Origin of the sequence: Streptomyces sp. NPDC000134 (assembly GCF_042899225.1) — a bacterium.
Taxonomy (GTDB): domain Bacteria; phylum Actinomycetota; class Actinomycetes; order Streptomycetales; family Streptomycetaceae; genus Streptomyces.
In genome coordinates this window covers 38,034-51,592 of the sequence record NZ_JBIAZN010000019.1, presented here as the reverse complement: position 1 = coordinate 51,592, position 13,559 = coordinate 38,034, and the positions used below count along the sequence as shown (strand labels likewise).

At 72.4% G+C, this 13,559-nt stretch carries 13 protein-coding genes; 4 read left to right on the top strand and 9 right to left on the bottom strand.

Translation table 11 applies throughout. The features are described from left to right. Window positions 1-52: 52 nt before the first annotated feature. Window positions 53-1,654: a tryptophan halogenase family protein gene (locus tag ACFY32_RS25995; protein ID WP_359202532.1), complete on the top strand. Its 1,602-nt coding sequence runs from the start codon at window positions 53-55 to the stop codon at window positions 1,652-1,654. Window positions 1,655-1,736: 82 nt separating this feature from the next. Here the strand turns inward: ACFY32_RS25995 and ACFY32_RS25990 are convergent, their stop codons facing one another. The 6 genes from ACFY32_RS25990 to hemE all read right to left on the bottom strand — a co-directional run bounded on the left by ACFY32_RS25990 (window position 1,737) and on the right by hemE (window position 7,147). Beyond that, complete coding sequence (locus ACFY32_RS25990; RefSeq protein WP_359202529.1) at window positions 1,737-2,186, bottom strand: hypothetical protein; 450 nt, start codon at window positions 2,184-2,186, stop codon at window positions 1,737-1,739. Window positions 2,187-2,387: 201 nt separating this feature from the next. Then, entirely contained in the window at window positions 2,388-3,515 is a 1,128-nt protein-coding gene (locus ACFY32_RS25985; RefSeq protein ID WP_359202526.1) for a beta-ketoacyl synthase N-terminal-like domain-containing protein, read from the bottom strand. After that, window positions 3,512-4,741, bottom strand: coding sequence for a beta-ketoacyl-[acyl-carrier-protein] synthase family protein (locus ACFY32_RS25980; protein WP_359202524.1), 1,230 nt, complete (start codon window positions 4,739-4,741; stop codon window positions 3,512-3,514). The genes ACFY32_RS25985 and ACFY32_RS25980 overlap by 4 nt, the downstream gene beginning before the upstream one ends. 30 nt (window positions 4,742-4,771) lie before the next feature. Further along, a complete protein-coding gene (locus tag ACFY32_RS25975; RefSeq protein WP_359202521.1) occupies window positions 4,772-5,047 on the bottom strand; it encodes an acyl carrier protein in 276 nt (91 codons plus the stop codon). Between the two features lie 73 nt (window positions 5,048-5,120). Beyond that, the gene (locus tag ACFY32_RS25970) at window positions 5,121-5,927 is read right to left on the bottom strand and encodes a BTAD domain-containing putative transcriptional regulator (RefSeq protein ID WP_390675390.1); all 807 of its coding nucleotides are present in this window, start codon (window positions 5,925-5,927) and stop codon (window positions 5,121-5,123) included. 152 nt (window positions 5,928-6,079) lie between these two features. After that, window positions 6,080-7,147 carry a uroporphyrinogen decarboxylase gene (gene hemE / locus ACFY32_RS25965; RefSeq protein ID WP_359202517.1) on the bottom strand — a complete coding sequence of 356 codons (1,068 nt, stop codon included), beginning with the start codon at window positions 7,145-7,147 and terminating at the stop codon, window positions 6,080-6,082. Window positions 7,148-7,313: 166 nt separating this feature from the next. On the opposite strand from hemE, the gene ACFY32_RS25960 reads away from it, so the two are divergent. The 3 genes from ACFY32_RS25960 (at window position 7,314) to ACFY32_RS25950 (ending at window position 10,403) form a co-directional block, all read left to right on the top strand. Further along, on the top strand, window positions 7,314-8,006 hold the full coding sequence (locus ACFY32_RS25960; protein WP_359202515.1) for a DUF3000 domain-containing protein: 693 nt from the start codon (window positions 7,314-7,316) through the stop codon (window positions 8,004-8,006). A 324-nt stretch (window positions 8,007-8,330) separates the two neighbouring features. Beyond that, window positions 8,331-8,993, top strand: coding sequence for a response regulator transcription factor (locus ACFY32_RS25955; RefSeq protein WP_003972894.1), 663 nt, complete (start codon window positions 8,331-8,333; stop codon window positions 8,991-8,993). 126 nt (window positions 8,994-9,119) lie between these two features. Next, window positions 9,120-10,403, top strand: coding sequence for a ribonuclease D (locus ACFY32_RS25950; protein ID WP_359202512.1), 1,284 nt, complete (start codon window positions 9,120-9,122; stop codon window positions 10,401-10,403). Between the two features lie 9 nt (window positions 10,404-10,412). Here ACFY32_RS25950 and ACFY32_RS25945 read toward each other — a convergent pair whose 3' ends face one another. From ACFY32_RS25945 to ACFY32_RS25935, 3 genes are read right to left on the bottom strand one after another with little or no spacing between them, the layout of a single operon-like run. Next, window positions 10,413-11,243, bottom strand: a complete 831-nt coding sequence (locus ACFY32_RS25945) for a carbohydrate ABC transporter permease (RefSeq protein ID WP_359202510.1) — start codon at window positions 11,241-11,243, stop codon at window positions 10,413-10,415. Beyond that, window positions 11,240-12,187 (bottom strand): sugar ABC transporter permease, encoded by a 948-nt coding sequence (locus tag ACFY32_RS25940; RefSeq protein ID WP_359202508.1) that lies wholly within the window; start codon window positions 12,185-12,187, stop codon window positions 11,240-11,242. Before ACFY32_RS25940 ends, ACFY32_RS25945 begins: the two co-directional genes overlap by 4 nt. Then, window positions 12,187-13,503 (bottom strand): extracellular solute-binding protein, encoded by a 1,317-nt coding sequence (locus ACFY32_RS25935; protein WP_359202506.1) that lies wholly within the window; start codon window positions 13,501-13,503, stop codon window positions 12,187-12,189. The genes ACFY32_RS25940 and ACFY32_RS25935 overlap by 1 nt, the downstream gene beginning before the upstream one ends. Between the last annotated feature and the right edge of the window lie 56 nt (window positions 13,504-13,559).

Sequence of the window (13,559 nt, the reverse complement as noted above, 5' to 3'; positions counted from 1 at the left end):
TTCAGCAAAACGAATGAGCCGGCGTCGTGCGACGGCGCGGAAAGGGTGAGCAGTGGTAGAGGATCACCGCATCAAGCGGGTCGTCGTCCTCGGTGGCGGAACGGCCGGGTGGATGTCCGCCTCGTACCTCGGCAAGGCGCTCGGTCCGGACGTGACCATCACGGTGCTGGAGGCGCCGCAGGTGGGCCGAATCGGCGTCGGCGAGGCGACGGTGCCGAACCTGCACAAGACGTTCTTCGACTACCTCGGCTTCACCGAGGAAGAGTGGATGCGCGAGTGCAACGCCAGCTTCAAGATGGGCATCAAGTTCACCAACTGGCGCACCCCGGGTGAGGGTCAGTCGACCCCGCGCCCGCTGGGCGACGGGACGGACCACTTCTACCACCTGTTCGGCCTGCTGGCGAACTCGGACAACCTGCCGATCTCGCACCACTGGACGCAGCAGAAGCTGACCGGCCAGACCGACGAGCCGTTCGACTACGCGTGTTACCGCGAGCCCCCGGTCATGGACCGGAAGCTGTCGCCGCGGTTCATGGACGGCACCAAGTGGACCAACTACGCCTGGCACTTCGACGCCAACCTGGTCGCCGGCTTCCTGTGCCGGTTCGCGGTGCAGAAGCAGGGCGCGATCCACATCCAGGACAAGATGACCGGCGCCGAGGTGGACGAGCGCGGGTACATCACCTCCATCAAGACCGAGACCGGGCGGGTCATCGAGGGCGACCTGTTCATCGACTGCTCCGGCTTCCGCGCGCTGCTGATCAACGGCGTGATGCGCGAGCCGTTCCTGGACATGAGCGACCACCTGCTCAACGACAGCGCGGTCGCCACCGCCGTCGAGCACGACGACGAGGCCGAGGGCGTCGAGCCGTACACCGGCTCCATCGCCATGTCATCGGGCTGGGCGTGGAAGATCCCCATGCTGGGCCGGTTCGGGACCGGGTACGTGTTCTCCAGCCGTTTCCAGTCGCGTGACGACGCCACCCTGGAGTTCTGCCGGATGTGGGGGCTCGACCCGGAGACCCAGCCGCTGAACCAGATCAAGTTCCGGGTCGGCCGCAACCGCCGCGCGTGGGTGCGCAACTGCGTCAGCATCGGCCTGGCGTCCTGCTTCGTGGAGCCGCTGGAGTCCACCGGCATCTACTTCACCTACGCGGCGCTGTACCAACTGGCGAAGCACTTCCCGGACAAGCGGTTCGACCCGATCCTGCAGCGCCGGTTCAACGCCGAGATCGAGACGATGTTCGACGACACCCGGGACTTCCTCCAGGCCCACTTCAGCTTCGCGCCGCGCAACGACACGGCGTTCTGGCGGGCCTGCAAGGACCTCGAACTGTCCGACGACATCAAGGAGAAGATGGAGATGTACCGGGTGGGTCTCCCGGTGAACATGCCCATCACCGACGAGTCCACCTACTACGGCAACTTCGACGCCGAGTTCCGCAACTTCTGGAACAACAGCAACTACTACTGCATCTTCGCCGGCCTGAACCACATGCCGGACCAGACGCTGCCGATGCTGGCGGCCCGGCCGGACATGATGGACCGCGCCCAGCCGGTGTTCGAAGGCATCAAGGCCAAGCAGCAGGAGTTGCTGGACACCCTGCCGTCGACCTACGACTACCTGCGCAAGCTGCACGGCAAGGCGAGCTAGCCGGGACACCGGCCCCCGCGCCGGTGCGCACCGAGGGCCAGGAGCCGGTCGGACGGCTCCTGGCCCTCGGTGTCGGTCCCGGTCAGCTCGACGGGTCGATGGGCCACCAGGTGATGTTCGCCCAGGGGGCGCAGTCCGCGGTGTTCGCCGTGCCCCGGCAGACCGTCACGTACCCGGTGGTGGTGAAGCCGTAGGACTGCCGCGCCGCCACGGCGGCGGACCCCGGGCCGCAGATCTCGGCCTGCTTGGTGACCGGGCCGACGGAGAAGTCCCGGTAGAAGCGCGTCCACACCGCGTAACAGCCCGTGCCGGTGTTGGTGAGGGTGCCGCTGATCACCAGGTCGGGCAGGCCCGGATACGCGGAGGGCTCGGTCCACCGCTCCCCGGCGGCACCGGCCGTCCCCAGGGAGACCGACCAGGGGACGGGGGCCGCCGCCCGTGCCGGTTGGTCCGCGGCGACGGGAGCGGCCGCCGCGGTCAGCAGACCCACGGCGGCCGCGGCCGCGGCCGCCCAGGTGCGGGTACGTGTCATGATGATCGACTCCGTTCGTCTGGGAAGGACTTCGCGACTCGCCCGCAGGCGAGGGTTCTTCGGGCGGCCCCGCGCGACCGGCGGGTACGCGCGAGGCACCGGCCGCACGCCCCGGGCACGCGCCCGGCACCCCGGCCCGTGCCGGAGCGCGGTGCCGAGGTGCCGTGGTGCCGTGGTGCCGGTGCGAGGGGGGCGGGCCGGTCAGGCGGGGCGGCCCAGCAGGGCGCAGCCCACCGTGCCGTCCCGGTCGATGCCGGTGATCAGCGCCAGGTCCCCGCGCTCCGGCCAGTACCGCTCGGCGGCCAGCGCCGCCGACATCTGCAGCGCCGCCGACGCGGCGAACGCGTCGCCCAGCAGCGGACGGCACCGCAGCCAGTGCGGCCCGTGGTCGCCGGTCACCTCGCGGACCGCGGCCTCCTCCGCCGCCGCGTACTCGCCCAGCGGCGCCACCAGCCGGACCCGGTCGGCGCCGGCGCCCGCCTTGGCGAGCGCGGCCCGCACGCACGCGGCCAGTTCCGGACCGGCCGTCCCGGGCTCCGGGGCCGCCCGGAAGTGCGTCGCCGCCACGGTGGCCACCGGGACCCGCCCGGCCCGCGCCGCGTCGGCCGCCGACTCCAGCAGCGCGACCGTGCAGCCCTCGCCCAGCGGACCGCGCGTACGGTCCGGTCCGCCCGCCGCGTCCGCCAGCATGGCGCGGGCCGGCGAGTACTCCTCGGTGGCGCCGACCAGCAGCTTCCGGCAGTGCCCGCCGCGCAGCAGCCGGGACGCGTAGCCCAGCGCCAGCAGCCCGGCCAGCCGGCCGCCGGCCACCGTGGTGTTCGGGCCCTTGAGGCGGTGCCAGATCGCGCTCTGCCCGGCGGCCCGGTTGAGGAACGTGTCCGGGAAGCGCAGCGCGTCCACGTGGTAGGGCCTGGACGCGGTGAGCGCCCCCCGGGTGAAGTCCATGGCGGCCTGCACGTTGCCCTGGCCGACCCCCAGCACCAGCCCGATGGCCCCCGGGTCCTCGACGACCTCGGGGCCCAGTTCGCGCAGCAGCACGTCGATGGCGGTCACGGCGAACGCCGTGGAGCGGCACATCGTACGGGTCCCCTTGCGCCCCAGGTGGTCCGCGACCCGGAACTCCGGCACCACCACGGCCGGGGCGCCCCCGTCCGGCCCGGCCGCGTCCGGGTCCGCCGCCACCGGGCGGCCGGACAGCACTCCCTCGCGCAGGGCTTCGCGGCCCACCCCGTAGCCGGTCACGGCGGACCAGCCCGACAGCACCAGGGTCCGCTCGCCGGCCTCCGCCGCGTCCGGGCCGAGCGGCCCGGTCGCCTCGATCGTCGTCACATCGTCTCCCGGTGCCGGCCCAGCAGCAGGACCACGTTGTTGCCGGCGAACGCCAGCGCGTTGTTCTGCACCACGTTCAGTACGGCGGAACGCGCCTGGTTGGGCACGCAGTCCAGGCCGCACTCCGGGTCGGTGTGCTCGTGGTTGATGGTGGGCGGGACGAAGCCCTCCCGGATAGCGAGCGCGCAGGCGACCGCGGCCAGCGCGCTCGCCGCTCCCATCGCGTGTCCGATCATGCTCTTCACCGACACCGTCGGCGGCGGATCGGCGAACACCTGGCGGATCGCGCCGGTCTCGACCACGTCGTTGGTCGGGGTGCCGGTGCCGTGCGCCGAGATCAGGTCCACGTCCTCGGGCTTGATGCCGGCGTTGCGGTGCGCCAGCCGGATGCACCGGGCCAGGCTGTCCCGGTCCGGGGCGACCGCGTGCTGGGCGTCGCAGTTGAGCCCGTAGCCGAGCACCTCGGCGTAGATCCGCGCCCCCCGGGCCCGCGCCGAGCGCAGGGTCTCCAGCGCCAGGATGCCGCTGCCCTCGCTGACCAGCAGGCCCTTGCGGTCCCGGTCGAAGGGCTGGCACTTCTCCGGGGCGATCGTGCCGAACCGGTAGAACCCGGTGAACGTCTTGCGGCACACCGCGTCCGCGCCCCCGCACAGCGCGAAGTCGACGTCACCGGCGCGCAGCGCGTCGAACGCGCTGCCGATCGCGTAGTTGCCCGCCGCGCAGGCCGTGCCGAGCGTCATCATCTCCGCGTCGCGCAGCCCGAGTTCGCGGACCACGCCCGCGGCGAGCCGCCCCGGGTCGACGCGCCCGGCCAGCGCCGGGTCGAGCGCCGCGGCGCCGCCGGCCAGGTGCTGCCCGGTCAGCGTGTCCAGGTCGTTGTTCTCGCCGTCGCTGGTGCCGACGGACACCAGGGTCCGGCGGCGCCGCACTTCCGCGACGTCCAGCGCGGCGTCCGCGAGGGCCATCCGGGCACCGGCGGCCGCGAACCGGGTGGCCCGCCCGGCCTCCTGCGGCGCCAGGACCTCCAGCCACCGCCCCGGATCGAACCCGGTCACCTCGCAGCCGACCGAGTGCGCGAAGCCGGTGGTGTCGAAGGCCGTGATCGGCTTGGCCCCGCTGCGCCCCTCACGCAGCCCGGCGCAGAAGTCCTCGGCCCCGGTACCGATGCTGCTGACCACGCCCAGGCCCGTGATCACCACTCTTTCCCTGTCCCCGTCCGCGTTCACTTCGCCCCTCCCTCGCGTCGTGGAACCGGATCAGCGGTTCTCGGCGAGGGCCTCGCCCACCACCGCGTAGACGTTCTCCAGGTCGTCCATCTGGTCGACCTTCCAGCCGTCGATCTCGATGTCGAAGGTCCGCTCCAGCGTGGCGCCGAGGGCCACCAGCGCCATCGAGTCGGCGCCGTAGGTCCCGGTGAACGACCCGGTGGGGGTGATCTCGTCCGGTTCGACCTCCAGGACCTCGCACACCACGTCCTTGACGCGGGCGCGTGCCTCGTCGGGCAGGGCGGTCTCGGGCAGAGGTGCAGTCATGGCAGTGCCTCCTGTGAGGTGGGTGGGGGCGCGGACGGGATGCCGGGCCCCGCGGGTGCCGGTGCGCCGCCGCTCAGCGGACGGCGAGTCCCGGCGGCGCCATGCGCCCGGCGCCGGCCGGCGCGCGCTCGCGGACCGGGCCGAGCAGCGCGGGATCGGAGTGCAGGATCGCGAGCATGACCTCGCGCAGCAGCGTGCCGGGGTCGACGCCCAGCGAGCCCTTCAGCATCTTCCGGCCCTGCTCGTACAGGGCCAAGGCGTCGGCCTGGCGGTGGCAGCGGTACAGGGCCGTCATGAGCTGCGCGCGGAACCGCTCCTGCAGCGGGTACTCACGGACCGTCCGGGTCAGCTCCGGCACCAGCGCGGCGTGTGCGCCGAGCGCGAGTCCGGCCTCGAACCGGCCGGTGAGCGCCGTGATCCGGGCCTCCTCCAGGTGCGGTCGCACCTCTTCGGCCAGCGGCGCGCAGGCGTTGGCGAGCGCGGGGCCGCGCCACAGCGACAGCGCCGAGGTCAGCAGGCGGACCGCCCCCCGGTGGTCACCGGCGGCCAGCGCCTCGTGCCCGCGCCGCGACCGGTCGGTGAACTCGGCCAGGTCGAACCAGGCGGACCCGGTCTCCATGACGTAGCCCGGTGAGCGGCGGGTGATCCGCGCGTGCGGGCCGAGCAGCTTCCGCAGCCGCGAGACATAGGTGTAGATCTGGGCGTTCATGGTGGCGGGCGCCTTGCGGCCCCAGAGGTGGTCGCCCAACTGGGAGTCGTAGACCACCTGGTCGCCGGCGAGGAGCAGGGCGCTGAGCACGGTGCGCGGTTTGGCGCCGTGCAGCGGCACCGGCCGCCCCTCGTGCCGCACTTCGACCTGGCCGAGAATTCGGTACTCCACACACACCCCCGGCGTTCTGGCACCGTCCCCGGACAACGGATCGTGCGCGGAACACTACGAAGGCCCGATGACACGTCAGTGACGGCGCACTGACGGCACCTCCCGGCCGCGACGGGGTGCGGGGCGGCCGGGCGGTGCGGCCCGGCGTGCGGTCAGCGGGCCGTGCGGGTGTGGACGTGCTCCACGAGCCGGGTCAGCGCGTCCGGGTCGGTGGTGGGCAGGACGCCGTGGCCGAGGTTGAAGACATGGCCTTCGAGGTGCTCGGCGGCGGTGAGGATCTCGTCGGTCTTGGCCTCGACGGCCTCGCGGGAGGAGAACAGGACGGCCGGGTCGAGGTTGCCCTGGAGCGCCTTGCCGGGGCCGACCCGGCGGGCGGCCTCGTCCAGCGGGACCCGCCAGTCGACGCCCACGACGTCCGCGCCGGCCTCGCCCATCGGGCCGAGGAGTTCGCCGGTGCCGACGCCGAAGTGGATGCGCGGCACGCCGTATCCGGCGACCGCCTCGAAGACCTTCGCGGAGGCGGGCAGCACCGAGCGGCGGTAGTCGGCCGGGGCGAGCGCGCCGACCCAGGAGTCGAACAACTGGACGGCGCTGGCGCCCGCCTCGATCTGCACCTTCAGGAAGGCGGCCGTGATGTCGGCGAGGCGGTCCAGCAGGTCGGCCCAGAGTTCCGGATCGCCGTACATGAGCGCCTTGGTGTGCTCGTGGTTGCGGGACGGGCCGCCCTCCACGAGGTAGCTCGCCAGGGTGAAGGGGGCGCCCGCGAAGCCGATCAGCGGGGTCTCGCCCAGCTCGGCGGTGAGCAGGCCGATCGCCTCGGTGACGTAGGAGACGTCCTCGGGGGTCAGGTCGCGCAGCACCGCCAGGTCGGCGCGGGTGCGGATCGGCCGCTCGACGACCGGGCCGACGCCGGGCCGGATGTCGAGGTCGACGCCGATGGCCTTGAGCGGGACGACGATGTCGCTGAAGTAGATCGCCGCGTCCACGCCGTGCCGGCGCACCGGCTGGAGGGTGATCTCGGTGACCAGCTCGGGCCGCATGCAGGACTCCAGCATGGGGATGCCCTCGCGCACCTTGCGGTACTCCGGCAGCGAGCGCCCGGCCTGCCGCATGAACCACACCGGCGTGTGCGGCACCGGCTCACGCCTGCACGCCTTGAGGAAGGCGGAGTCGTACGTGGCTGACGGCTGCTTGCCCGCGGGGCTCTGGTTGGCACTCACGACGGAAAGTCTCGCACGCCCCGCCGGCCGCCCCGGACCGCGGGGCGGCCGCGCCGGACCCGCCGCGGCACGGTCTTCGGCCCGGGTGCCACGTGATCCGGCCATCGCGCCCGCACGCGGGTGTCCCTCCCTGCGCCGGGGCCGCGTTCCGCTTAACCTTCCCCGCATGGCTGCGGCTCAGGGACGACTGTCGGACGGCGCGGACGGAATGGACGAACCCACGGAACCCAAGGAACCCACGGACGGCGCGGCGGGCGCCCGGCACCCGGACGCGGCCCCGCCGCCGTTCCGGGCCGCGGTGGAGGCGCTGCGGACCGCGAAGCTGCGGCCCCAGGTCGAGGTGGAGCCGACGCGCCCGCCGCAGCGGCTCGCGCCGCACGCGTACGCGCTGGAGGCCACGGTCGTCGACGGCGACCAGGACCTGGCCGACGGGCGGCTGGTGCTGCTGCACGACCCGGCGGGGCACGACGCCTGGCGGGGCACGTTCCGGCTGGTGACGCTGGTCCGGGCGGAGCTGGAGCCGGAGATGGCCGCGGACCCGCTGCTGCCGGAGGTGTGCTGGTCCTGGCTGACCGGCGCGCTCCAGGGGCGGGGGCTGGCGTTCGGCGAGCCCAGCGGCACGGTGACCCGGGCCTCCTCGCACTACTTCGGCGGGCTGTCCGCGCGCCCGGCCGCCTCGCAGATCGAGATCCGCGCCTCCTGGACGCCCCGGGAGGGGCTCGGCGGGGTTCCGGACACCGCCGCGCACCTCGCCGCGTGGTGCGATCTGCTGGCCCAGGTCGGCGGGCTGCCGCCGGCCGGTCCGGGCGACGCGTCGGTGGTGACGCTGCCGCAGCGGCGGGGGCCGCAGACCCGGTAGGCCCGGCAGGTCCGGGCCCGGCCCGGCAGCTTCCCGGCAGGGGGAGCGCGGAGCGATCCGCGCTCCCCCTTTTTTCGTACCGGTTCCTCCCGTCACTTTGTCGATACGGCCACTTTCGAGCACGTATTGGTTCGAACCGAAACCGTTCCGACTTCGAATGATCGACCGCACGTCCGAATTGCTCGGATTGTTACTCACCAGATAGTGATCATTCTCTAAAGGCGGACGCGTTCGGTGCCGAAGACGACTGTGACCTTGAAAGCACGGTTCCCCCCGGCTTCTTCCCCATGAGCCGGCCCCCGTCCCCGCACCCCAGGAGGCCTGGTGTCCGTTCTCCTCGAGCAGCCCGCAAGCCTGGTCGCCTACCGCCCGAACAAGCCGACCGCCATGGTGGTCGTGGCCGACCCGCGCGTCCGTTCCACCGTCACCCGCCATCTGTGGGCGCTCGGTGTGCGCGACGTCATCGAGGCCTCGTCCGTCGCGGAGGCTCGTCCCCGCATCGGCAACCCCCGCGACATCTGCGTCGCCGACGTCCACCTTCCCGACGGCTCCGGCCTGACCCTGCTGTCGGAGACCCGCGCCGCGGGCTGGCCCAACGGGCTCGCGCTGTCCGCCGCCGACGACATCGGCGCGGTGCGCAACGCCCTCGCCGGCGGCGTCAAGGGCTACGTCGTCACCGGCACCCGTACCAACGTCGGGCTCCCCACCCGGCCGGGTGCCGCCCCCATCGGCGCCGCCGCCGCCCGGCTGCACCGCCGCCCCCCGGGCGCCCCGAGCCACCCGGGCGGCTACCGCGAGCTGTCCGGCCGCGAGGTCGAGGTGCTGCGACTGGTCGCGGAGGGCCAGTCGAACAAGGCGATCGGCGTCTCCATGGGCCTGTCCGCGCTGACCGTCAAGAGCCACCTGGCCCGCATCGCCCGCAAGCTGGGCACCGGCGACCGGGCCGGCATGGTCGCGGTGGCGCTGCGCACCGGGATCATCCACTGACCGACCCCCTCCCGCCCCTCCCCCGCGTCCCCCACCGCGGCGACCTGACTGGTTTACGACCCCCCGGAGCCCGCCGACGGAACGTTCCGTCGGCGGGCTCCGTCGATCCACGGATACTCTTGACAGGTGACCGACGCCCACGAAACCGCAGCAGACCGTTCACTGCGAACCACCGGAGGCGCCCCTCCGGACGAGGCCGGATCTTCTGCTACCGAGGCGCCGATCCCGCTGTTGGAGCCGCGCGAGGGGATTCCCCCGGTGATCGCGGACGCCGCCGCGCTCGCCGAGACGACCGCCGCCTTCGCCGCCGGCACCGGCCCCGTCGCCGTCGACGCCGAGCGGGCCTCCGGGTACCGCTACGGCCAGCGCGCCTACCTGGTGCAGTTGCGCCGCGAGGGCGCCGGGACGGCCCTGATCGACCCGGTGGCCTGCCCGGACCTCTCCGGGATCGGCGAGGCCCTGGCGGACGCCGAGTGGGTGCTGCACGCCGCCACCCAGGACCTGCCCTGCCTGCGGGAGATAGGGATGGTGCCCAGCAGGCTGTTCGACACCGAGCTGGCCGGGCGGCTCGCCGGGTTCCCGCGGGTCGGCCTCGGCGCGATGGTCGAGTCCGTGCTCGGCTACGTCCTGGAGAAGGGCCACTCCGCCGTCGACTGGTCCACCCGGCCGCTGCCCGAGCCCTGGCTGCGCTACGCCGCCCTCGACGTGGAGCTGCTGGTCGACCTGCGGGACGCGCTGGAGGCCGAGCTGGAGCGGCAGGGCAAGCTGGAGTGGGCCCGGCAGGAGTTCGACGCCATCGCCGCCGCCCCGCCGGCCGAGCCCCGCAAGGACCCCTGGCGCCGCACGTCCGGGATGCACAAGGTGCGCCGGCGGCGGCAGATGGCCGTCGTGCGGGAGCTGTGGGAGACCCGGGACCGCATCGCGCGGCGCCGGGACGTCTCCCCCGGCAAGGTGCTCGGCGACGCGGCCATCGTCGAGGCCGCGCTGGCGCTGCCGCCCAACGCCCACGCGCTGGCCGCGCTGAACGGGTTCGGGCGGGTCAACCGCCGGCAGTTGGAGCAGTGGCAGACGGCGGTCGACCGGGCCAGGGCGCTGCCGGAATCGCAGTTGCCGCCGCCCGGACAGCCGGTGACCGGGCCCCCGCCGCCCCGGGCGTGGGCCGACAAGGACCCGGCCGCCGCGGCCCGGCTGTCGGCGGCGCGGGCCGGGGTGACGGCGCTGGCCGAGCGGCTGAACATGCCGCAGGAGAACCTGATCACCCCGGACACCGTGCGCCGGGTCTGCTGGGAGCCGCCGCAGCCCGCCGACGCCGCCTCGGTGGCCGCCGCGCTCGCCCGGCACGGGGCCCGGCCCTGGCAGGTGGAGCAGGTCACGCCGGTCCTGGTGGCGGCGCTGGCGGCGGACGGCTGACCGGCTGGGTCACTTGGTCGCGCCCCGGGTGAAGCCGTTGTAGATGAACCGCTGGAGGAACAGGAAGACGATCAGCGTCGGCAGGATGACCAGGACCGCTCCTGCCGAGATCGTCTCCCAGTGCGCCCCGAAGGGCCCCTTGAAGCGGAACAGCGACGTCGAGATCACGCCAAGATCCTCCGACGGCAGATAGAGGAACGGGATGTAGAAGTCGTTGTAGACGGTGATGCCCTTGACGATGACGACCGTCGCGATCGCGGGCCGCAGCAGCGGGAAGATGATCTTCCGGTAGATGGTAAAGGCGTTGGCGCCCTCCACCCGGGCCGCCTCGTCCAGGGAGACCGGGATGGACCGGATGAACTGCAGGAAGATGTAGATCGACACGATGTCGGTGCCCATGTAGAGCAGGATCGGCGCCCACAGGCTGTCGAACATGCCGAGGCTGTCGACGATCTGGAAGGTGGCCACCTGGGTGGTGACCCCGGGGACCAGCGCGGCGACCAGGAACAGGGCCACGACCAGCTTCTTCATCCGGAAGGCGAACCGGTCGATCGCGTAGGCCGCCATCGACCCGATGAGGACCGTCCCGCCGATGGCGAAGAACAGCACGAACGCGGTGTTGCCGAACGCGGCGAGCATCCGCCCGTCCTGGAACGCCGTCACGTAGTTGCCGAGGTTCAGCGGGTCCTCGGGCAGCGCGAGGGCGCCACCGCCGTCGGCCATCTCGCCGGAGGACTTCAGCGAGGTCAGGAAGACCACCGCCAGCGGCAGCAGCACCACCAGGCTCGCGCCGATCAGCGACAGGTACACCAGGGTCCGGGCCACGGCACGGCGTGTCATACGGGTTCCACCTTGTGGTCGGCGTCGTCGGGGACGAGGCGCCGCTGCACCCAGGTCACCGCCAGGATGATCAGCAGCAGCACGACCGCCGCCGCCGAGGCGAGCCCCGTCTTGTTGAACTGGAAGGCCAGCTTCACCGTCTGGATCACGAAGGTCTCGGTGCCGGTGGCACCGCCGGTCATGATGTACGGGATCTCGAAGACCGACAGCGAGCCGGAGACGGACAGGATCACGGTCAGGCTCAGCACCGGCCGGATGCTCGGCGCGATGATGTACCGGAACTGGTGCCAGCGGTTGGCCCCGTCCAGTTCGGCCGCCTCGTACAGGTCGCCCGGGATGGACTGGACGGCGCCCAGGAAGAGCACGAAGTTCAGTCCCGTGTAGCGCCAGACCGAGACCCCGGCGAGCGAGACGTTGGCGGACGTGGAGGTGCCGAGCCAGGCGCGGTCGCCGTCGTAGCCGAACAGGCTCAGCACCGAGTCGAGGGTGCCGCCGTCCTGGAAGAAGTACAGGAAGACGAAGCCGATGGCGACACCGTTGATCAGGTACGGGAAGAACAGCACGCCCTTGAAGAAGTTGCGGAAGCGGACGTTGAAGCTCAGGACGGTCGCGAAGTACAGGGCGGCGGCGATCTGCACCACGGAGGCGGCGAGGTAGTAGCCGCTGACGAAGAAGACCCGGAAGAGGTCCTCGCGGGTGAAGATCTCGGCGTAGTTCCCGGCGCCGGTGAAGCGCAGCTCCGGGCTGACGCCGTCCCAGTCCGTGAAGCTGTACGCCACCATGTTGGCGATCGGCGCGTAGGTGAAGACGATCAGCAGGGTGAGCGGGGCGACCAGGAACAGCCAGGGCGTCAGGCGCGGCCGGCGCACCCGCCGGGCCGGGCGGGGCGCGGCGGGCGCGGCCGGGGGTGCCGGCCGGGCCGCCTGCCGGGCGAGGTCGGTCATCAGGACCCCGCTGTCTTCCGCCCGGCGTCCCACTTCTCGCTCAGCTCCGCGAAGAAGCCGTCGAGGTCGCCGTCGGCGGCGCCGCGGGCGAGGTCCACGAGGTCCTGGCGGTAGTCGGGCTTGTAGATGCCGACCTCGGAGGCGTTGTCGATGGCCTTGACCTCGGCGCCCTTGGTGTCGTCCAGGTCGATGATCTTCACGCCGGCCTCCTCGTAGGGCTTGAGCACCTCGGGCAGGGGCGCGTCCTTGAGCGGGGAGAGGGCGAGGTTGGCGTCGGCGTAGCCGGACTTGTCGGTGAACCAGTCGATCCAGGCGCGGGCGGCGTCCTTGTGCGCGGAGTGCGCGTTGACGGCCTGGAGGTAGTCGGGCGAGGTCACCGCGCAGAAGGTGCCGTCCTTCTGCGCCGGGAACGGCATGAAGCCGATGTCGTCCGGGTCGGTGCCGGCCTGCTTCGCCGCGTCCCGCATCTGGACCACCGCCCAGGAGCCGAGCCACATGGTGGCGATCTCGCCCTTGGCCAGCCTGGGCTTGGACGCCTCCCAGTTGGTGGTGGTCGGGTCCTTCTCCACCAGCCCCTGGGCCACGATGTCGTGCAGCAGGGTGTCGCCGACGCGGAGGTCGGCGCCCTCGGCCCACGGGTCGCCCGCGGCCAGCTCGCTGGTGGCCTGCGGGTCGCAGGAGACCGAGCCGTTGACGTTGGTCCACTGGGTGAGCGGCCACATGTCCTTGAAGTTGGTGTAGTACGGCACGGCGTCGGTCCTGGCCTTCACCGCCTTCAGCGCGGCGAGGAACGCGGCGGGCGTGGTGGGCCAGTCGGTGACGCCGGCCCGCTCCCAGACCTTCTTGTTGTAGACGAAGCCGGGGACGACGCCGATGGGGCTCTGTCCGTAGACCTTGCCGTCGACGGCGGAGTAGTCGGTGAAGCGGTACTTCGCGGAGCGCTCGCCCGCGCTGCCCAGCGAGGCGAAGAACCTGGGGTAGTCCTTCTTCTGGATCACCGCGGGGATCATCAGGACGTCGCCGTAGTTCTCGGTGTTCATGCGGATCTTGACCTCACCCTCGTAGTCGGTGAGGCCGTCGAACTCGACCTTCACCTTGGGGTAGGTCCGGTTGAACTCGGCGGCGTACTTCTTCATCGTCCCGTCCTGCACGAGGTCGGTCCGGTGGGTGAGGACCGTGATGGTCCCCTCGACGTTCGCCGGGTCGGTGGGCGCCTCGGCGTCCGCGCCCTTCGAGGTGCCGCCGCTGCCCGTGCAGGCCGAGGCCAGCAGGGCGAGGGCGGCGAGTGATCCGGCGAGTACGTTGCGGCGGTTCATGAGCACCAGCTCCGTTCCGGGCGGACGAGCACGAGTGGTTGGCCGGTTCCGCACTC